Annotated in this window: 15 protein-coding genes, 1 tRNA gene and 1 other RNA gene; 7 read left to right on the top strand and 10 right to left on the bottom strand. The window is 61.3% G+C overall.

Annotated elements, in window-relative coordinates; all coding sequences use genetic code 11:
* Positions 1–133: 133 nt before the first annotated feature.
* On the bottom strand, positions 134–3,193 hold the full coding sequence (locus HMPREF2604_RS01900; RefSeq protein WP_070562722.1) for a bifunctional [glutamine synthetase] adenylyltransferase/[glutamine synthetase]-adenylyl-L-tyrosine phosphorylase: 3,060 nt from the start codon (positions 3,191–3,193) through the stop codon (positions 134–136).
* 7 nt (positions 3,194–3,200) lie between these two features.
* A complete protein-coding gene (locus tag HMPREF2604_RS01895; RefSeq protein WP_070561987.1) occupies positions 3,201–4,538 on the bottom strand; it encodes a glutamine synthetase family protein in 1,338 nt (445 codons plus the stop codon).
* Between the two features lie 411 nt (positions 4,539–4,949).
* On the opposite strand from HMPREF2604_RS01895, the gene HMPREF2604_RS01890 reads away from it, so the two are divergent.
* Positions 4,950–5,813: a DUF2786 domain-containing protein gene (locus HMPREF2604_RS01890; protein ID WP_232770864.1), complete on the top strand. Its 864-nt coding sequence runs from the start codon at positions 4,950–4,952 to the stop codon at positions 5,811–5,813.
* 110 nt (positions 5,814–5,923) lie between these two features.
* On the top strand, positions 5,924–7,648 hold the full coding sequence (locus HMPREF2604_RS01885) for a CYTH and CHAD domain-containing protein (protein ID WP_070562718.1): 1,725 nt from the start codon (positions 5,924–5,926) through the stop codon (positions 7,646–7,648).
* A 135-nt stretch (positions 7,649–7,783) separates the two neighbouring features.
* Here the strand turns inward: HMPREF2604_RS01885 and HMPREF2604_RS01880 are convergent, their stop codons facing one another.
* On the bottom strand, positions 7,784–7,972 hold the full coding sequence (locus HMPREF2604_RS01880; RefSeq protein ID WP_070562715.1) for a hypothetical protein: 189 nt from the start codon (positions 7,970–7,972) through the stop codon (positions 7,784–7,786).
* Between the two features lie 146 nt (positions 7,973–8,118).
* On the opposite strand from HMPREF2604_RS01880, the gene HMPREF2604_RS01875 reads away from it, so the two are divergent.
* Entirely contained in the window at positions 8,119–9,390 is a 1,272-nt protein-coding gene (locus HMPREF2604_RS01875; protein ID WP_070562712.1) for a galactokinase family protein, read from the top strand.
* On the opposite strand, the gene HMPREF2604_RS01870 is transcribed toward HMPREF2604_RS01875, so the two are convergent.
* The 5 genes from HMPREF2604_RS01870 to HMPREF2604_RS01850 all read right to left on the bottom strand — a co-directional run bounded on the left by HMPREF2604_RS01870 (position 9,387) and on the right by HMPREF2604_RS01850 (position 14,019).
* Positions 9,387–10,790 (bottom strand): RNB domain-containing ribonuclease, encoded by a 1,404-nt coding sequence (locus HMPREF2604_RS01870; protein ID WP_070562708.1) that lies wholly within the window; start codon positions 10,788–10,790, stop codon positions 9,387–9,389. The genes HMPREF2604_RS01875 and HMPREF2604_RS01870 overlap by 4 nt on opposite strands.
* A gap of 36 nt (positions 10,791–10,826) precedes the next feature.
* An RNA gene (rnpB, locus tag HMPREF2604_RS01865) (RNase P RNA component class A) lies at positions 10,827–11,260 on the bottom strand.
* Positions 11,261–11,278: 18 nt separating this feature from the next.
* Positions 11,279–12,457, bottom strand: coding sequence for a bifunctional RNase H/acid phosphatase (locus tag HMPREF2604_RS01860; protein ID WP_070562704.1), 1,179 nt, complete (start codon positions 12,455–12,457; stop codon positions 11,279–11,281).
* Positions 12,454–13,170, bottom strand: coding sequence for a zinc ribbon domain-containing protein (locus tag HMPREF2604_RS01855; RefSeq protein ID WP_070519727.1), 717 nt, complete (start codon positions 13,168–13,170; stop codon positions 12,454–12,456). The genes HMPREF2604_RS01860 and HMPREF2604_RS01855 overlap by 4 nt, the downstream gene beginning before the upstream one ends.
* Complete coding sequence (locus HMPREF2604_RS01850) at positions 13,171–14,019, bottom strand: Nif3-like dinuclear metal center hexameric protein (protein WP_070519725.1); 849 nt, start codon at positions 14,017–14,019, stop codon at positions 13,171–13,173.
* 102 nt (positions 14,020–14,121) lie between these two features.
* On the opposite strand from HMPREF2604_RS01850, the gene HMPREF2604_RS01845 reads away from it, so the two are divergent.
* The 3 genes from HMPREF2604_RS01845 (at position 14,122) to HMPREF2604_RS14250 (ending at position 16,551) form a co-directional block, all read left to right on the top strand.
* Positions 14,122–14,613 (top strand): low molecular weight protein-tyrosine-phosphatase, encoded by a 492-nt coding sequence (locus HMPREF2604_RS01845; protein WP_070519723.1) that lies wholly within the window; start codon positions 14,122–14,124, stop codon positions 14,611–14,613.
* Between the two features lie 31 nt (positions 14,614–14,644).
* Positions 14,645–15,628, top strand: a complete 984-nt coding sequence (locus tag HMPREF2604_RS01840; RefSeq protein ID WP_070562701.1) for an SURF1 family cytochrome oxidase biogenesis protein — start codon at positions 14,645–14,647, stop codon at positions 15,626–15,628.
* A 137-nt stretch (positions 15,629–15,765) separates the two neighbouring features.
* The gene (locus HMPREF2604_RS14250; RefSeq protein WP_083299147.1) at positions 15,766–16,551 is read left to right on the top strand and encodes an excalibur calcium-binding domain-containing protein; all 786 of its coding nucleotides are present in this window, start codon (positions 15,766–15,768) and stop codon (positions 16,549–16,551) included.
* 250 nt (positions 16,552–16,801) lie between these two features.
* Here HMPREF2604_RS14250 and HMPREF2604_RS01830 read toward each other — a convergent pair.
* Together HMPREF2604_RS01830 and HMPREF2604_RS01825 are read right to left on the bottom strand one after the other, a co-directional pair.
* Positions 16,802–16,874 (bottom strand) — tRNA-Val (locus HMPREF2604_RS01830).
* Positions 16,875–16,984: 110 nt separating this feature from the next.
* Positions 16,985–17,422 carry a DUF3052 domain-containing protein gene (locus HMPREF2604_RS01825; RefSeq protein ID WP_070517365.1) on the bottom strand — a complete coding sequence of 146 codons (438 nt, stop codon included), beginning with the start codon at positions 17,420–17,422 and terminating at the stop codon, positions 16,985–16,987.
* Positions 17,423–17,595: 173 nt separating this feature from the next.
* Between HMPREF2604_RS01825 and aceE the strand changes: the two genes are divergently transcribed.
* A complete protein-coding gene (gene aceE / locus HMPREF2604_RS01820; protein WP_070532701.1) occupies positions 17,596–20,352 on the top strand; it encodes a pyruvate dehydrogenase (acetyl-transferring), homodimeric type in 2,757 nt (918 codons plus the stop codon).
* Positions 20,353–20,513: the final 161 nt, after the last annotated feature.

The following is a 20,513-nucleotide window of genomic DNA, read 5'->3' as shown; positions in this document are numbered from 1 at the left end:
GCCGCTCACTGCTGTCTAAGGCTAACGGCTTATCACCTGATTGAACAGGGGCGTGCGTTAAGTTCAGGGATAGATCCGGGTTAACTCAGGGTGCGGGTCAGGGAGGATAAACGCCTCTCCTCGCTGTGCTCTACTAATCGTGCTCGAATGACTCAGTCTCACCCCAAAACACCTCGTCGACTACCTTCCGGGCGTGCCGGGTGACTTTGAGGTAGTGCTCTAGGAATTGTTGGTTGCGCTCGGGCGCCCAGCCGGCCGCACCAGCCACCTGCGCCAGTTGAGGGCCCGGTGCCGGAAGCTGGTCCACACGCTTGCCACGCACCAATACCAGGGCGTTGCGGGCATCGGTGGCCAACAACCAGGCCTCTCGCAGCTCCTGCACTTGTTGGACTGGAATGACCTCGCTCTCCTCGAGGGCGTCGAGAACGCGCAGCGTGGAGGGATCATGGAGCGCCGACACGTCGTGAGCATGCATCATCTGCAGCAGCTGGACGGTCCATTCGATATCGGTCAACCCGCCGCGCCCCAGCTTGGTATGGGTATTGCGGTCAGCGCCGCGCGGCAAACGCTCGTTATCAACGCGCGCTTTCATTCTGCGGATATCGCGGATGGTCTTCTCGCTCACGCCCTGCGGTGGATAGCGGAAGGCATCCACCATGGTGAGGAAACGTTGCCCGACGTCTTTGTCCCCCGCCACGAAAGCCGCGCGGAGTAGTGCCTGCATCTCCCAGGGTTCGCCCCACTGCGAGTAATAACGCTCATAGGACTCGATCGAGCGCACAACTGCTCCCGACCGACCCTCTGGTCGCAAGCCCAAATCAACGTCCAAGGGCGGATCCCCGGAAGGCTTTGCCAGACGGCGGCGCAGTTTCTCGATAATGCCAATTGCCCACGGCAGGGCTTCCTCTTCGGCATTGTCTTCGGTTGGCTCGGCCACCACGATGACATCGGCGTCCGAGCCAAAGCCCAGCTCCATGCCGCCGAGCCGCCCCATTCCAATCACGGCGATGCGGGCTGGTGGTTCGGCGTCATCGTTCTCCAGCCTCCAGGCCCTGACTTCGGCGCGCAGCGCGGCTTCCAGCACTGCATTCCAGATGGTGGACAGCTCAAAGCACACCTGCTGGACCGGCAAAAATCCCAGCAGATCCGCGGCAGCGATCCGCGCCAGCTCCGCGCGGCGAAGGGCTCGGGCTACCGACACGGCTTTGTCAGGGTCCGCGTGACGCTTGGTGGAATTAATCAAGGCGGAGGAAACTTGCGCCGGTTTGGTTTCCAATAGCTTGGGCCCTGCCGCGCCATCGGAGAGCTGCTTAACGACGTCCGGCGCGCGGATAATGAGCTCCGATGTAAATGGCGAGGTGCCCAATATCTTCATGAGGCGCTGGCCGACGACGCCTTCGTCACGAAGCATGCGCAGGAACCACGTTCGGTCGTAGGCCGCCTCCGACAGCTTGCGATAATTCAACAGGCCCATGTCTGGATCGGCCGTGTTTGAGAGCCACTCCATCAACGTCGGCAGCAGGATGGCCTGGATACGGGCCTTGCGCGACTGCCCAGCCGCCAGGGAGGTGAGGTGCTCGAAGGCGCGATCCGGGTGGCGATAGCCAAGTGCTGCCAGCTGCAAAAGCGCTGCTTCTCGCGACAATTTGAGCTCATCCGCAGACATTGACGCCACGGAATTCAACAGCGGGCGGTAGAACAAGCGCGAGTGCAGCTCAGAGATGAGCAGGCGAATCTTCCGCAGGTGGGCGTTCATCCGATCCGCTGCTGATTGATGCCCCTGTGGGTGAAATCCTGAATTGATGGCCAACCACGTCAGCGCCGCGAGGTCATCTTTTTCCGGCAATGTGTGGGTACGGCGGAAGCGCTCCAACTGGAGGCGGTGCTCGAGCAAGCGGAGAAACTCATAAGCCTCGATGAGCTGGGTGCCGTCCTCGCGTCCGACATACCCGGCGCGCACGAGCGCTGCGAGGGCATCGACCGTCGCCAGCGTGCGCAGCGATTCATCTGAGCGGCCATGAACCAATTGCAATAGTTGGACGGCGAATTCCACGTCCCGCAAACCGCCCTCGCCGAGTTTGAGTTCGCGAAGGCGCATATCTTCCGGGACGTTGTCCAGTACTCGACGGCGCATAGCCTGGACGTCTTCCACGAAGGATTCCCTCTGCGATGCAGTCCACACCATGGGTCCGATCTGGTCGAGATAGTCCGTGCCCAAGGGCAAGTAGCCGGTCTGCGGCCGCGCTTTTAGTTGGGCTTGGAATTCCCACGTTTCCGCCCACCGCTTGTAGTAGGCCACGTGCGAATCCAGAGTTCGGACTAGTGCACCAGACTTGCCTTCCGGGCGCAGGTTGGCGTCGACCTCAAAGAAGCACGCCGAGCCGATTCGATTGAATTCTGACGCAAGACGGGTGATCCGTGGCGTTGCCTCCGAACCCACGAAGATCACGTCCACGTCGGAGATGTAGTTCAATTCGCCCGCACCGCACTTACCCATCGCGATGACTGCCAGCTGCGCATCGAGTGGCTGGTCCTCGTAGACCACTCGGACAGCACCGGCGAGCGCTGCCGTCAAGGAGGCGTCAGCGAGGGCCGTCGTCAGCCGCGTGACTTCACGGAAACCCACCCGCGGCTGCGGTCGTGACTGCCCCTTGCGCGAATGGAAAGTCCCTGCGAGGTCATGAGCGGCGATGCGCATCATGAGCGTCCGGTAGGCCACCTTGAGCAATGCCTTGTGGTCTCCGGGAGCTGCCCGGTATGTACCGGGAGAGGTCAGATCGGCGCTCGCGGTATCAGGACGAGTGGGCTGCTCGGCATACGTCGCCGGTTCCGCCCCTACCTCTTCCAACAAGGTGTGCAGCATTTCCGTGGGAGTCGGCAGCGGGCGCTGTAGCTCGCGCCAGGTCTCCGGGTGGGCGGCAAGGTGATCACCAAACGCCGAGGAGCCGCCCAACAGGGCCATCAACCGTACCCGGAAGGTTTCGTCTTCACGCATCGCCGGGCCGATCTCAGGCGCTGACTCGATGATCCTCATTAACGTATTGAGGGCCATATCGGGATCACCGGCCGCGGCCAGGGTCCACAGCAGCTCAAGGGACTCAGGATTATCCCACCCAAGGCGGGACAAGTCCTCCGCAGCAGTTGGCCGGGTAAGGCCAAGAGTTGCCGGGGACGGTACAGATGCTGGACGCATGCTTCTCCTAGAAATTCAGGTTGTTGCGCAACTCGAATGCGGTGATCTGCTGCTGATACTCGTGCCACTCATCCCACTTGGCGCGCAGGAAGTACTCAAAGACGTGCTCTCCTAGGACTTCCGCCATAAACTCAGAGCGCTCGAATTCACGGAGTGCCTGGTCCAAGCTGCTTGGCAGATCCTTGTACCCCATCGCGCGGCGCTCACGACGGGTCAGCTGATGGACGTCATCCTCGGCGGGATCACCAAGCTCATAGCCTTTCCTGATTCCGCGCAGGCCAGCGGCAAGCAACACCGCGTAGCCCAGGTAGGGGTTCATCGCTGAATCTAGTGAACGGATCTCAACGCGGCGCGACATTTCTTTGGAAAGACGATAGGTAGGAACTCGAACCAGCGCCGAACGGTTGGAGATTCCCCACGTCACTGATCCCGGGGCTTCGCTGCCAAACATCAGGCGCTTATAGGAGTTGGTCCACTGGTTGGTGATTGCGGTCATTTCCACAGCGTGTTCAAGGATGCCGGCGATAAACTGCCGCCCCGTACTGGAAAGTGAAATCTCATCGTCGGGGTCGTGGAAAGCGTTGGAATCTCCCTCGAAAAGGCTCAAGTGCGTGTGCATGCCCGAGCCAGAGCGATGCTCAAATGGCTTCGGCATGAATGTGGCGTGCACTCCTTGCTGGGAGGCAACCTCTTTAATGAGGTAGCGGAAAGTCATGATGTTGTCTGCCATGGACAGCACGTCGGCATGGCGCAGATCGATTTCCTGCTGCCCAGGTGAGGTTTCATGGTGGCTAAATTCCGTGGCAATGCCCATGGATTCCAGCGCGTACATCGACCGGCGCCGGAAACTCGGGGCGTTATCGTGCGTGGCTTGGTCGAAGTAGCCTCCGTTATCGGTGGCAATCAGGGTATTGATATCGCGGGCGTCTTCCAGAAGATAAAACTCAATCTCAGGAGAAGCCTTGCACGTAAACCCTTCATTGGCAGCCTCAGTAACCTGACGGCGCAGAATGTGGCGCGGGTCCACCAAGGAAGGTTGCCCATCGGGCTGGGTAATATCGCAGAACATGCGTGCCGAAAGAAGCTCTGGTTCTTCCTTGTCAAAGGGCATGATTTGGAAGGTTGAAGGGTCCGGCATTGCGATAGTGTCGGCCTCTGAGATGCGGGAGAACCCTTCCACCGAGGAACCATCGAAGCCAACACCTTCCTCAAAGGCAGATTCCAACTCTGAGGGGCTCATTACCACCGATTTCAGCGCCCCCAAGATGTCAGTAAACCAAAGGCGAATGAAGCGGATATCGCGTTCTTCAACTGTACGAAGGACGAATTCGTGTTGGCTGTTCATGTTCTAAACCCTACCGCCGCGGGCCCAAGTAACGGCGGGAGTTGCAGCTTTTGCCCCCGCCCTTCCAACTATTGTCCCAGTTGGCAAGAGTATCTCGGGGGCAAATTTTTTCGACTCTTAGACCAGATATCAGTCTCACGTGCTTGAATGGCCTCACAACCGAACAGATGTACACATACAAACGGAACAGGAACAGCTATGAACAACCACCACGGAACCTTAAGCGCACGAGGACTCGAGCTCATTTGCCAAGCTGCCAGTCAAGGATGGTCACCTAAGGACTTACTCCACGTCCTAGGCAGCTTTTGCCACCCTCTTATTTATCGTGCCGCTGCCCATATTCCCGCGCAGATTAGTTCTACTGTGCTGCGCAAGGAATGGTTAAGCGTCTCCCCGCCTAACTCGATGACTATGTCGACCGATGACCTCATACGGCTCATTGACGCTACTTCCGCTCTGCCCCCGCTGCGTGACGTTGACGTGCTCGCAGCAGAGAAAACTAGTTCTCGGGCAAACCAAGACAGCAAAGAGAATCGGATCCGCAACAAGATCACCCAACTTCTGCGAAAGGCAGAATCCACTCCTTATGAAGAGGAAGCCAGTGCACTCATTGCCAAAGCACAGAGCCTTCAACAACGGCACCGTCTCGATGAGGCACTCGCCGAATCCCCGGACACGGTGATGTCCACACGCATCCGTATCAGCGCGCCCTATATCAACCACAAGACCACGCTTCTTAGCGTCATCGCGGATCGAAATGGATGCACCGTCCTCAAGCTTCACCCCATGGGAATCATCACCGTCTTTGGCGCCGAGGCGGACATTGATCATGTCAGCGACCTGTTCGCTTCCCTCCTGCGGCAGTGCGAATGGCACATGACTCATGGGGAGGCTGCCGACAACGCGCGATTACTCGGCAATGTGGCGTCGTTTCGCCGAAGCTTCATTTTGGCCTACGCCACCCGCATTGGGGAGCTTTTGGAGGAAGCGAACGCCTCATTGGCGCCTCACGACGAGAAACAGACAGACTCGGCTGCGGGCAGCAACGCCAAAAGGAAAAACGACGTAGCCCTCGCTCAGCGATCTTTATCAGCGGTGGAAGTACGCAGACATAAGGCAGAAGCTTTAGCTGATCACCTCTTCCCTGATTCGCGAACCATCTCCTTAGCAATGAGGAACCATGCAGGGATGTCCGCAGGTGCAACTGCCGCGGAGAATTCCCACTTGGGTGGTGATTCCTCGGGCTTGGGTGGGCGCCGCCAACTCACCGGTTAAGGACCAGCAAGGGTTGGCACATTTGCACTATTAGCCAGGTAACCTAGAAGGCAGTGCAGAGGTTTTATACCTCTTCTTTTATCATTTCGCTCCCCGACGAAGGTGTGTACATGTCTCCAAAGACGTTTCTTGAAATCGAAGCCAAGTTCGCCGTGGATGAAACCACCCCGGTACCAGATCTCGCCCGCCTCGATGAGGTAGCCCGAGTCTCAGAAACTCGCCACCACTCGTTGTCGGCGATTTACTACGACACTGAGGATCTCCGCCTTACCCACGCGAAGATCACGCTGCGGCGCCGCACCGGTGGAAATGACGATGGCTGGCATATCAAAATTCCCGGCGCGGAAGGTCGTACCGAAATCCGAGCCGAACTCGGTGAACCCGTCGACGGCAAGTACGAAGTCCCGGCCGAACTCCTCCACCAGGTTCGTTCGGTGATCCGTAACCACCCGCTTGAACCCATTGCACAAGTGGACAACAACCGCACCGAATTGCTCCTCGTAAACACGGACGAGCAGCCTGTCGCTGAGTTCTGCGATGACCATGTCACCGCATTCTCTTTCCTACCAGGTGGCTCTCAGAGCACATGGCGCGAGTGGGAAGTAGAGCTCGCAGGAGAACTGCCCGGTACGAAGGAGGGCAGCGCGCTACTGCGTCATGCCACCTCCCTGTTGATCAGTTCTGGCGCGCGGGTTTCCCCCTCACCGTCCAAGCTGAAGTCAGCATTGGGGCAGTCCATCAACAATGTCGAGCTTCCCCCAGCACTCGCAACGTCTAACGTGGAGCCCGGCTCCCCCGCGGCGGCAGTCGTGGAGGCACTGCGAGCTAATCGGGATAAGCTCGTCGAGTTTGATCCGCGGGTACGCCGTGATGAGTGGGATTCCGTGCACCAAATGCGCGTTGCTACCCGCGAATTGCGCAGCCACCTTCAAACCTTCCACGGCATTGTCGTGGGCCCGGAGATCAAACGCTTAGAGTGCGATCTCAAGGAGCTTGCTGCCATGCTTGGCGTTGCTCGTGACGCCGAAGTTGTGGAAGAACGCTGGCAGAATCTCCTCGCATCGGAGGACTCCGATGTGCTTGATGAAGCCACCCGCGAACACATCGCACACGATATGGGCCGCGCTTACCGCCGCGCGCATCGTCGTGTCATCGCCGCTCTCGATTCTGACCAGTACCTGGCTCTGCTCGATGCGCTCGACGCATTCCTTTCCAACCCGCCAGTCGCCGCCGAGGATGCTTCGGTTGACGAAGACACCAGCGCCGGGGACAACGGTGCGGTGGAATCTGATTCCGCTGCCACAGCTTCCGCTGAACTATCTGAGCAGCAGGAGGCAGCGAAGGACTATGCGCCGAAGCACGCCAAACGTGATGAAGAAGAGTCCCACGATCTTGACACGGTGATGGCGCTGCACCTCAAGCAGGCCTATGACAAGCTGGTCAAGCGCCACAAGAAGGCTATCTCCAACTGGGATAACACCGAGCTGACGCTGCATGAGCGTGAAGAGTACTTCCACGATATGCGCAAGGCCGCAAAGAAACTGCGCTATGCAGCTGAGGCCGCTGGTTCAGCCACCACGCTAAAGACCAAGAACCTCTACAAGGCCTGCAAGCAGATGCAATCTGTCTTGGGAGACTTCCAGGATTCCGTGACATCTCGCGATAAGTTGCTCGAATTGGCAGAAACCGCACGCCGGCGTGGCGAGGATACCTTCGGCTATGGTCTGCTCTACCAGCGCGAGCGCGTCATCGGGTTGGAAGCACTCAACGCCTACTCGGACAGCTTTAAAGCCATCAAGTCCGCGTTTAAGCCGCTGCGCAAGAAGCTGCGCTAAGCCGCCGGCTCATCCTGCGTGGCTGTGTAGTTGTGCAGTCACCACAACGGCCCACACCATCGCCTGCTTGCGGTGGTGTGGGCCCGAGCTTTTCGCATCCGCCTCATGGCCGGCCATGAGACGTTTAGCTATCGCCTAGTTATCGTCTTCGGCGGCATCCTCAGCATCAGCCGCGGCGGTGCGGGCTTGCGCGATTTCAATAGCGCGCTCGGCTTCCTCGCGGGAATTGTAGGGGCCCATGCGGTTCTCCCAGCCGGACACCTTTCCCTGGGATACCTCACCGGTAGACGGGTCGTAGAACCACTTGTTGTCAGTCTCAGCCATAGTTTTCTCCGTTCTGTCGGGCAAGTAATCAGTGCACCCCACACTACAGACCGCCCGCGGGTCACGCCCGTTAGAATAGATTGGTCACCTACTCCTGCCTTTTCTTTTAGGCAGGCTTTCGCCACCAGCAAAGGAGAACCTTCCCGATGCCCCTGTGGACTGCCCCTTCGACCCCGGCCGTCGACCGCGTTCGCGCCGCACACCGCGAGAACGTGGGCGCTGATGCAGCTCATGTTGCCAGCGCCCCTGCCACCTGGGCACTCATCGGCGAGCACATCGATCACTACGGCGGCATCGCCATCATGGGCCTGGCCAACATCCGCGCGGCAGCAGCTGTCAGCCCCCGCAGCGACGGCCTGGTCAAGGTTCGCCTAGAGCACACCAACGGCGAGACCGTTGAAGACCAAATTTCCCTCGAGCAGGTCTCTTCCCTCGCCGCGGAGCAACAGCCCAGCGTCGATTCCGAAGGCCAGCCCATCGAACCCCCTGCACCCGAAGGGGCCATCGCCGCGCGCCTCGGCGGCATCATCTACACCATGATCAACCGCCAGCTCCTTACCCGCGAGACCGCCGGCGCCGATATCACCGTGGTCAACGACATCCCCGATTCGACCGGACTCGGCGCCGCCGCGGCCATCGACATTGCCACAGCGCTAGCGTTGCTCGGCAACGCGGATGATCTGCATGACGCCCCGCTGCGCGCCCGCATCGCGGAGGTGTGTTCCCAAGCAGTTGGCACCTTCGCCCGATTCCCGGCGCTGCGCGCCCGCCACTCCGCCGCGCTGCGCGGCACTGGTGAGTCCATCACCATCATCGACTACGCCGACGGCTCCGTCACCCAGGCACCGCACATGGTCAACAAAGACATCGCGGCTTTCGCGCTGGCCGTGCCAAGTGATGCCGATTCCTTAGAAGCCGTCGCAGAGATTCGCACCCGCGAGCGATTCATCGACGCCGCCTGCCGCGCCTTCGGCACGCCTTCGCTGCGCCTGTTGCCGGATGCACCCCAACGCGTCCTCGAGTGGCTCGCCGCTGTCCACAAGGTGCACGGCACCGAGAATCAGCCGACCATCGCGCAAGCCACCGCGTGGCTGACCTTCTACTCAGAGGAAACCGAGCGCGCCGAAGGAGTTGCCCGCGCTTTGCGCTCGCGCCGCGGCACCGAGCTTTTCCCGCTCCTCACGCAGTCGCAGTCAGCCTTGTCCACCGTGTATGAATTCAGCTCCGCGGAGAAACTCGCGCAGCTGGCCACCGCGCGCGGCGCCGTCGCGGCACGCTCCGCCCACGCGGGCACGTCCTCCGCGGTCATCGCCTACGTGCCGAGCACCAAGGCCGCAAACTTTGCGGCCGACTTGGCCGAGGACGGCCTGCTTGTCGTCCCGCTTACTGCCGGAAGCCCAGCAATCACCGAGGACTAGTCCGCCGGCCACGCGAAGAGCACATCGCGCTCCTCAACGTCGGCCTTGACCAAGGACACCATCGTCTCCTTGCCGGTCTCCGGGTGGCCTACGGCCTGCCCCATCACCGGCGGGTCTAGGACGAAGAGGCGCGCCTTCTCGCGCTGTTCCCCGCCATCGACCACCACGGCTTCGAAGTTGGTGCCTACCCACGGCGCCAAGACCGTCGCCTCCGTAAGGTTCAAACAGGCCTTATCCACCTGGGAGGCCAGCTGCGATGTCGAGCGCATCGTGGAAATGACATCCCCGGCGCGCTCACGCACCCACTGCGGAACCTCGTAGCCGCCGCTGAGCGCCAGGCACACCTCCGTGGCGAAGCGGTCAACTAGACGCCGCAGCGGGGCCGTCACGTGCGCATAGTAGCCGCCGATTCCCGCGTGCACGTCCGCCTGGCCATCCTCCAGCCACACGTAGTCAGCACCACGAAGCAAACGCTGGGCCTCGCGCATCACCGCCATCCCGCGCGGCGAATCCGCATCCACGGAATGCAGGAATTCAGAGATGCTGCTCTCCCCCAGCTCAAAACCCAGGGCCTCCGCCTCCGAGCGGAAGGTGGCCTCAGCCTCCGGGGTGGCCGCCGATAGGGTGCGCAGGAATCCAACACCGTGTGATTCCATCAGCCGCCCCGCGCACATTCCGGTGAGCAGGGAAATCTCCGAGTTATAATCCATCACCTCATGGCGCGGCTCCATGACCAGCTCATAGTGGCCTTTCTCCCCATCGCTGCTTTCGGATACGCGCTGCGAGGGAATGCGCAAGTTGATCGCCTCGCGGCGCAGCGAAGAAGCCTGGCGCAGCTTTCCCACCTCCGGCAGCAAGGCGATGGAGGAATGCAGCGTGCCCTTCTCCAAGTCGGCGTGCACTTGGTCGTAGTCCAGCCGCGCGTGGCTGCGCACGAGCGCGCGCTCCACCGAGAAGTCCTCCACCTCACCTGCGGAGTCGAGGTCGAAGGTCCAGAGGACGGCGGGGCGGTCGACGTCGGCAAGCAGCGAAGCCCTATCTTCGGAGAGCTCTGCCGGGTGCAGCCGCGCCGGCTCATCCGGCAGGTAAATGGTCTGGCCGCGCTTGAGGGATTCCTGCTCGAGTGCGGAGCCCGGTTCGATGAACGCGGCGACATCCGCGATGGCATAGAGCACGCGGTAGCCGCCATCGCGCGCCTCGATGAACACGGCCTGGTCCAAGTCCATGGAGCCGGCCGGATCAATTGTTACCAGCGGGATGTCCCGGGCATCGCGGCGCTGCTCGGCATAGCGGTCCTGCGCGGAGGCGGCCTGTGCGGTGACCTCCTCTGGGAAGTCGGTCGGAACGGAAAACTCCTCAGCGATGGGCCGAAAGTCCAAGGGCGCGGCATATAGTTTCATGCCGCCCCATTGTTCCAAAAAATAAAAGCGTGGGTGCGAATGAGCCAACCTATAAGCCGGATTCTGTGCCGCGCACGCGACGCGGTGGCAAACATCCATCCAGGCCAACCGTTGCCAGTTGGCTCAAGCAGCTACCTTCAGGCTTCGGCGAGCAGCCTACTAACGCCTGATCGGGCCCGCTAACGTGGCGGGCCGTGATGCCTTGCTCCCAGTGGGGTTTACCCAGCCACCGCCATCGCTGACGGTGCTGGTGCGCTCTTACCGCACCCTTTCACCCTTACCGCTTCCCTTTCGCCGCGCCGAAACGCAGTGGAGGTACGCGGCGGTCTACTCTCTGTTGCACTTTCCCGCGGGTCACCCCGGGTTGCTGTTAGCAACCACCGTGCTCTGTGGAGTCCGGACTTTCCTCGGCCCGCGCCTAGCCCCATAATGGGGCCGGTTCGACGGAACGCGTTTGCCCGGTCGGCTCATTCGCGCCTGTTAGTTTATCACAGCGCGCCCAGATGCCCCACATCGTTGAAACGGTGCAGGGTGCTACCGCCCTCGAAGAACTCGACCTCACTCACAGAAGCCAGCTCAAGGAAGAGGTGGTTGGGCGTTTGCGGTCCGGAATCGAGTGCTTGGCGCACGAAGGACTTGATGGGGTTGACGTGGGAGACCACGAGGACAGTCTGCTCTGCATAGCGCTGCTGCAGCTCGCGGCGCGCAGCACTGACGCGGCGGTGCACTGCGCGCAGGGACTCGCCACCCGGGCAGGCCACGGACGTATCCTTCAGCCAACGCGCGTGGAGCTCGGGGTCGGCGGCATCGGCTTCGGCGAAGGTCTTGCCTTCCCAGCGCCCGAAGTCCACCTCGATGAGGTCCTCGACGGTTTCCACGCGCAGCTCACGGCCCTTAACCACGGCGGCAGCCGTCTGCTGACAGCGGCGCAGCGGCGAGCACACCACGGCATCGATGTGGGTATCGGCCAGGGCTTGGGCAGCGGCGAGCGCTTGCTTCTTGCCCAGCTCGGTCAGCTCGGGGTTTGCACGCCCGGAGTACTGCTTGGCGGCGGACATCGCCGTCTGCCCGTGGCGCAGCAGGATGAAGCGGGTGGACTGTCCGGTCTCGGAGCGCCAGTCGGCCGCGGTTGAAGACGCCGTGCTTGGCGACGTCTCCCCTGCCTCCCCGCCGGGTTCTTCACTGCCCGCAGCATCGACAGCGGCGCCGGTTTCAACGGCGTCGCCGGCACCCATATCGAGGATGCCCACGGGCTCGCCCTTCGCGGCGGCGTCCATCGCCACGTTGGAGAGCTCATCGGCCACCGAGTTCTTGGCGCGCGGAACCCACTCGAGGCTGAAGCGCGGAATCTGGTTGAGCAGGCGGCGCGCCTCGATGGCGAGCTTCTGCATATCCGGGTGCTTGATCTTCCAGCGCCCGTTCATCTGCTCCACCACGAGCTTGGAGTCCATATAGAACTCCACCTCATCCGCGCCCAGCTCCACCGCGGCCTCCAAACCGCGCAGCAACCCGTGGTATTCGGCCACGTTATTCGTGGACTTCTGGCCCACGACGTAAGCGATTTCCCTGAGCAGCTGCGAGCGGTCCTCGTTATAGACCGCAGTTCCGGAGCCGGCGATCCCGGGATTGCCGCGGGAGCCGCCGTCAGCAAAGATGACTAGCTTCATGAGGCCGGGCGCACCAGGTAGGAGCCGCAGTCGCTGCACTGCGGAACCTCGTCGGCAGCAGCGTTGCGCACCGCGTTCTGCTCGGCCGGCGGCAGCACGATGAAGCAACCACCGCAACCACGCCCGGTGAAGGCCGCAGCGCCCACGCCGTTTTCTTCGCGCACGGTCTCGTACTCCTCCAGGACATCCGCGGGCAGCTGCTCGCGCAGCTCGCCGATGCGCACCTGCGGATCCGGGCGGTTCGCCGCGGCCTCTTGGGCGGCCTCGGCCGCGCGCTTGAGTACTTCGAGTTTACGCTCGGAATCGGAGACCTTCGCGCCGTGAACATCAAGGTTGGCGCGCAGTGCGTGGATTTCGTTATGGGCTTCCTGTAGCTCGCTCATAAGATCCGCGATGCGGGACTTTGCAGCGTAGAGATCGTGCTCCAGGTCCTTGCGGGTCTCTGGGTCGGTCGCAGCACCAAGCTGCGCCTTGTCATCGCGCTCGCGCTGACGCAGCTTGCGCTCGTCAGCCTGAATGCGCAAGATCTCCAGTTCCATGTCGTCGACGGCGAGCTGGGCGGAGCCGGAGGCGTCGACAAGCCGGGCGTGTGCGGCCTGGGCCTTCTCGTACTCCTCTTGCTCCGGGATGGTGGTTGCCCCACCTAGCGCCTGGGAGCGCTCGAGGGTGGCCAGCTCCAGCAAGATGCTCTGCAGGTCCTGTGGCAGTTTCATTTAGTTCTCCTTATGCGCAGAAATCGTCCATGGGTCGGTGCGGACATCGATGATCTCGGTGTTCACGCGCAATGCGTCCTCCACAATATCGCGCGCTTGGGCAGTCCAGGGAAACTCGCTGGCCCAGTGAGCGGTATCCACCACGGCCGGGCCCTCCGGCTCCGCCAGGTGCGCGGCGCGCAGGTGCTCATCCACTGGGTGGTGGCGCAAATCGGAGGTGACGTAGACGTCCACGCCGAGAGCCGCCGCGTGGTCCAGGAAGGAATCCCCCGAGCCACTGGAGACGGCAACTTTCTTCACCATGCGCTCCGGATCGCCGGCCGCGCGCACTCCCCATTCGGTTTCCGGAAGGGCATCGGCCACGCGCTGGGTGAATTCGCGCAGAGTCACCGGCTGCTCAAGCTCGCCCACGCGCCCTAGCCCTAAGGCCTCGTCGAGGTTCTCATAGGGCTCCACCGGGACGATGGGGCGGCCGGGCGTGATACCGACGAGCTCAGCCAGCTTGTCGTTGACACCCGGGCGGGCCTTATCCGCGTTGGTGTGCGCGGCCAACAGGGCCACGCCATTGCGTATCAGAGTGTGGATGACCTTGCCCTTCGGCGTATCCGCCGCCACCGAGGTCACCCCGCGAAGCAGCAGCGGGTGATGCACCACGAGCATCTGCGCGCCGAGCTCCACGGCTTTGTCTGCCACTTCCTGGGTGCAGTCCAGAGCGAAGGCCACGGTGCTCACCTCGTCTGTGGGGTCGCCGCACACCAGGCCAACGGCATCCCAGGACTCGGCCAGCTGCGGCGGGTAGGCCTCGTGGATTACGCGGCGGATCTCGCCAACGGTCGTTCGTTCTGCCATCTCGTATGCTCCTTGTTGGCTTGAGGTTTCACGTCAGTCGCGTCGCTGCTATATCCTAGCTTTCGTTCGCCAGCGCACCCCTCTAGCTTAAGGAGCCTTTGCATGACGCCTCCGGAGAACGACAACCAGCTCCACATCGTCTTCGTGTGCACGGGCAACATTTGCCGCTCACCCATGGCGGAAATCATTACACGCGACGCCATGGAGACCGACATGCTCGATCTCCTCGCGCGAGTTTCTTCCTGCGGCCTCGGCGGCTGGCACGTGGGCCAGGGCGCGGACGAGCGCGCCGTGGCTGAGCTGCGCCGCGGCGGCCACGATGGCGCCGGCCACCAGGCCGCCCAGCTGGGTCCGGACCATATGGACGCGGACCTCTTCGTGGCCATGGACACCGGCCACCGCGATGCCCTCATCGAGCGCGGCATCCCGGAAGACAAGGTGCGCCTCATGCGCAGCTTCGATCCGAACTCACCGGAGGATGCCAGCGTGGAGGATCCTTTCTACGGCACGGAGGAGGACTTCGCCCGCACCCGCAGTGAGATCGATGCTTCCGTTCCGGGGCTGCTCGACTGGATTAAAGAAAACCACGGCTAGATAATTCTGCGCGGCTACTAGACTGGTCATCATGCTTAAGACATTCCTCAAGCCTGGGTGGGTGCTCTCTCTCATCTTCATCGTCGCGTTTTCCTATTTGTCTTTCACGGTGCTCGCTCCGTGGCAGCTGAATAAGGACGCGCAGATTGTGGAGCGCAACCACCTCATTGAGGAGGCCTACGACGCCGACCCCCAGCCGGTCACCGAAGTCTTTTCTGCTGATGGCTCCCTGCACAAGGAGTGGGAACGCGCGGAGCTAACCGGCCACTACCTCTCAGAAGATGAGGTGCTCCTGCGCCTGCGCCCGGTGGAATCCGCCCCGGGATTCCAGTCGCTGGTCCCCTTTGAAACCGAGTCTGGTGAAACCTTCCTGGTCAACCGCGGCTGGATGCCCACGGACGAGGGCAACTCCGTCCCCCACATCGACCCGGCCCCGCAGGGCGAGGTCACCATCGTGGCCATGGCGCGCTACGACGAACGCAAGCACACCTCCGCACCCATTGAGGAACAGGGATACACGCAGGTCTACTCCATCAATACGGAGCAGATTGCAGAGCTTGTCGACGTCCCCCTCGCCCACGACTACCTCCAACTCTCCCCCGAGCAGCCAGGTGAGCTGCATGCGCTGCCGGTTCCAAAGCTGGACCGCGGCAACCACTTGTCCTATGGCTACCAGTGGATTGCCTTCGGTGTGATGGCGCCGCTGGGCTTTGCCTACTTCGTGTGGTCTGAGATCCGGGAGCGCCGCCGCGCCCGCGATGAGGATGCCCTGATTGCTGAGGCCACTGCGGCCGCCACCGGTGCCGGTACCAGCTCCCCCGATGCGGCTGCGGACGTCGATAGCTCCGCGCACGAGGCTCCTTCCGGCGAGCACTCTGATGCTACGATGCCTGCTGCCCCGCCTTCGACGCCTGCGGCTGCCACGCAGCCTTCGCGCCGCTCCCGCTCACGCTATGGCTCCGCCAAGCCGGACTTCTACGAGAAGATCCGTGAGCGCGGTCAGGAGCGCTACTAGCACCTGAATATTAGTGAGCTCAAGTTTCCTTCGTCCCCTGCTCAAGCGCAGTAGACTGCAATAACTAGAGTTACCAACTACCAAGTATCACTAGGGCTTATACCGAGTTCCTACTTGGATTCTCACCATTTGTACATATGAACAAGAAATTAAAGTTTAAGAACTTCCTCGCTTGGGGCGGAATCATTTTCGGCGCACTGATAATCGTAGGAAGTATTGCCTCAGGATCTTTTCGAAGCATTGCTGGAGGACTCTTCATAGGCCTAGCCTTTGTCCTTCCTAGTGCTTGGTATCTGTTACACCAACGGCGAGAGATTAATGGTGCCGCCCCACTTAAACGCCACTGGGGCATCATTACAGCAATTGCAATTCTCTCGGCACTCGTCGGAGGACTTATCACTCCTAGTTCTTCAAGTATGAGTCAAGAAGATTCCGGCGAACATCTAACTGAGCCAGAAACCTCGACCCAGTCACCGGCCCCCAAGACCACCGAAGAGTCGCCTACAACTAGCACCCCGCCGAAGCAAATTGATCGATGTGAACCCATTGATGGGGCTAAAAATACATTTTTCACTGATGGCTCACAAGGCTGGACAGAAGAATGCGACAACGAGATTCGTGCTGCAGAAGAAGAGCGACGCAAACAAGAGGAAATTGTGGAGTCCCAACGGCGTCAGACCGAGCAAGAAGCAGCTGAGCGGGAAGAAGCTGAACAGCAACGTTTGCAGCAGGAGCTCGAAGAGCAACAGCAGTTTGAGCAACAGCCGGCGCCTCAACTTGATCAGCCGCCAGCTGATTTGAATTTTAGAAGCTGCGAGGAAGCCCAAGAAGCAGGCTATTCTCATATGACTGCGGGAAGCCCTGGCTATAGCCGACGCCTAGACCGCGACGGCGACGGTATCGCTTGTGACAAGGTCGGTTAGAGAAAGGGACGCACTGATCAAGGCATCCCTAACGACTTCGCCTTACATGTGCTTGAGGCTTTCCTGTTCAAGCTCCGTGTAGCGCCACCTAGGATTGGGCGCACTTCTGGAGAAAAGTAGTTTGAAATACTTACGGGGCAAAAGTGACCTCCGTGAACACGCGTAAGTACTTCATTCATCCCCTCATCCGGGATCAACCCGGGAATAAGTAAAAGGCCAAACCTTAAAGTTGGTTTGGCCTTCCATTTTGTGCGGCCTGAGGGGATCGAACCCCCGACCTACTGGGTGTAAACCAGTTGCTCTTCCAGCTGAGCTAAAGCCGCAGTGCACTGTGTGCTCGCACAAGATTAGCCTATGGGCACCCGCAGCAACAAATCAGGGTGTAACTAGTCGCTGCGAATGCCGCGTGAGCAGGCATAACCTGCGATACTTCTTAAGGCTTCTTGGTGTAGCCGCGGGCTACAAGGCAGGAACCCTGCCACTCACCGAGGCGCTCAGCCTTGGTCTGCACCAGACCAGCCAGCTGAGCGGATTCGGAGATCTCACCGGGCTCGAGGTTGCCCGGCTTTCCAGCGCCTGGGGTCAACAGCCAGATACGGCCGGAATCCCCCAGGGGACGGGTGGCATCGACCAGCCCATCGACCAAATCGCCGTCCTCCGCGCGCCACCACAGCAGCACGAGGTCACACAGCTCGTCGGTCTCCTCATCGAGGAAATCCTCCCCCAACACGTCCTCGATGGACTCAGAAATCGTGGAGTCACAGTCCTCGTCCCAGCCAAGCTCCAGAGCAATCTGCCCCTCTTCGATGCCGAGCTTGGCTGCAAATCCCGTCACTCGCTGAGTTCCTTCCGATGAAGTAGTTGATGTCATGCAGAGTATTTTAACGTCTACGGTGCACTTTTTCGCGACGAACCTCCCCCTATCTTCCCCAGTGGTGGACATTTTCCCCCATGAACCCACCCCTGGGGGCCTCCAAATGCCCCGCCGTGAAAGCGGCGCGTATCCTAGGAACAGATCTTTGTACTACGAACCAGGAGGATTTAATGGCCGACTTGGACGCCCACAACGGCGACTCCAACTTCCCCATCGTCCGCGATGGCGTGGCAGCATACCTGCACGACTCCGACCCGGAAGAAACCCGCGAGTGGATGGACTCCCTCGACGGTCTGCTGGACTCTTCCGATCCGGAGCGCGCCCGCTACCTCATGCTGCGTCTTCTTGAGCGCGCTACCGCCAAGCGCGTGCCGTTGCCGTCCCTGACGTCCTCGGATTTTGTCAACACCATCCCAACCTCCCTCGAGCCGGAGTTCCCGGGCGATGAGGAATTGGAGAAGCGCTACCGCCGCTGGATCCGCTGGAACGCGGCCATCATGGTGCACCGCGCACAGCGCCCGGGCATTGGCGTCGGTGGACACATTTCCACGTACGCAGGCGCTGCCCCGCTGTATGAGGTGGGCTTGAACCACTTCTTCAAGGGCAAGGACGATCCCTCCGGCGGTGACCAGGTCTTCTTCCAGGGCCACGCTTCACCGGGCGTCTACGCACGCGCCTTCATGGAAGGCCGCCTCACCGAGGAAGACCTCGACGGTTTCCGCCAGGAGCACTCGCGCGGCGAAGGCAAGGGCCTGCCGTCCTACCCGCACCCGCGCCTGATGCCGGACTTCTGGGAATTCCCCACCGTGTCCATGGGCCTTGGCCCCATCAACGCCATCTACCAGGCACGCTTCAACAAGTATCTGGAGAAGCGCGGCATTAAGGACACCTCCAAGCAGCACGTCTGGGCCTTCCTCGGCGACGGCGAGATGGATGAGCCGGAGTCCCGCGGTCTGCTGCAGATGGCGTCCCTCTACGAGCTGGACAACCTGACCTTCGTGGTCAACTGTAACCTGCAGCGTCTCGACGGCCCGGTGCGCGGCAATACCCAGATCATTCAGGAGCTGGAGTCCTTCTTCCGCGGCGCTGGCTGGTCCGTCATCAAGATTGTCTGGGGCCGCGGCTGGGACAAGCTGCTTGAAGCCGATAAAGACGGCGCCCTAGTCAACATCATGAACACCACCTCTGATGGTGACTACCAGACCTTCAAGGCTAACGACGGCGCCTACGTCCGCGAGCACTTCTTCGGCCGTGATGAGCGCACGCTCAAGCTGGTTGAGGACATGTCCGATGATGAGATTTGGGCACTGCGCCGCGGCGGCCACGACTACCGCAAGATCTACGCCGCATACGACAAGGCGCTGAGCTACGCGGGCACCGGCCGCCCGACGGTCATCCTGGCCCACACCATTAAGGGCTACGGCTTGGGCCACAACTTCGAGGGCCGCAATGCGACCCACCAGATGAAGAAGCTGACGCTGGAGGATCTGAAGCTCTTCCGCGATAAGCAGGGAATCCCGATCAGCGACGAGCAGCTCGAAGCCGATCCGTACCTGCCGCCGTACTACCACCCGGGCAAGGACGCCCCGGAAATCAAGTACATGCTGGAGCGCCGCAACGAGTTGGGTGGCTTCTTGCCGGAGCGCCGTGAGAACTTCGAAACTCTCACCACCCCGGATCTGTCCAAGCTGCGTTCGGTGCGCAAGGGCTCGGGCAAGCAGGACGTGGCAACGACCATGGCTCTGGTGCGTACCTTCAAGGAGCTCATGCGCGATAAGGAGCTGGGCAAGCGCGTCGTTCCGATCATTCCGGATGAGGCCCGCACCTTCGGTATGGACTCCTGGTTCCCGACTCTCAAGATTTGGAACCCGCGCGGCCAAAACTATGTCCCGGTGGATCATGACCTCATGCTCTCCTACCGCGAGGCTGCCGACGGCCAGATTCTGCACGAGGGTATTTCTGAGGCAGGCGCAGCCGCCTCCTTCACCGCAGCTGCTACTTCCTACGCCACCCAGGGCGAGGCGATGATTCCGCTGTACATCTTCTACTCGATGTTCGGCTTCCAGCGCACCGGCGATGCCTTCTGGGCTGCCGGCGACCAGCTGGGCCGCGGCTTCATCATCGGCGCTACCGCCGGCCGCACCACCCTGACCGGCGAGGGCCTGCAGCACATGGACGGCCACTCCCCGATCCTGGCGTCGACCAACCCGGCCGTGGAAGTCTACGACCCAGCCTTCGGCTACGAGATTGCGCACCTGGTTCCGCGCGGTATCGAGCGCATGTACGGCGAGGACAACGAGCCGATCATGTACTACATCACCGTGTACAACGAGCCGGTCAAGCAGCCTGCCGAGCCGGAGAACCTCGACGTCGAGGGCCTGCACAAGGGCATCTACCACTACAACACCGCTGAGTCCGGCTCCATCCCGGCCAACATCCTGGCCTCCGGTGTGGGCATGTACGAGGCCCTGCGTGCACAGGAAATCCTGGCTGAAAGCTACGACGTCAAGGCGTCGCTGTTCTCCGTCACCTCGTGGGTCAAGCTGGCGCGCGACGGCGCTGCCCGCAACAAGGAAGCTCTGCGCAAGGGCGTTGAGCCCACCGAGGCATTCGCCACCTCCCAGCTCAAGGGCTTCGAGGGACCGTTCGTTGGTGTCTCCGACTTCGCCACGGACCTGCAGGAGCAGATTCGCCCCTACGTCCCGGGTGACTACATCGTCCTGGGTGCAGACGGCTTCGGCTTCTCTGATACCCGCGAGGGTGCCCGCCGCTACTTCAACACCGACGCCGAGTCCATCGTCGTCGCAGTCCTCGAGGGCTTGGCTCGCGAGGGCAAGGTGGAGCGCAGCACCGTGGAAAAGGCGGCTCGCGAGCTCAAGCTCGACGACCCGACGTCCACCCTCTCCACGTCCTCCGATGAGGACTAAGGCTTAGGCCTTAAGAGCCTCAAGCTTTCCAGCCCCTTCTGCCTGAGCAGGAGGGGCTTTCTCATGTTCAACTCATGTTCAAGCCCAGGGGCAACTGCCGTTGTTGCCAAAGTTCTGGCCAGATCTTGAAACAGAGGCTATAACTTTGGCAGAACGGGCAG

Origin of the sequence: Corynebacterium sp. HMSC055A01 (assembly GCF_001809405.1) — a bacterium.
GTDB classification, from domain to species: domain Bacteria; phylum Actinomycetota; class Actinomycetes; order Mycobacteriales; family Mycobacteriaceae; genus Corynebacterium; species Corynebacterium hesseae.
The sequence above is the reverse complement of the archived record's forward strand: the minus strand, read 5'-3'. Positions and strand labels throughout refer to the sequence as shown.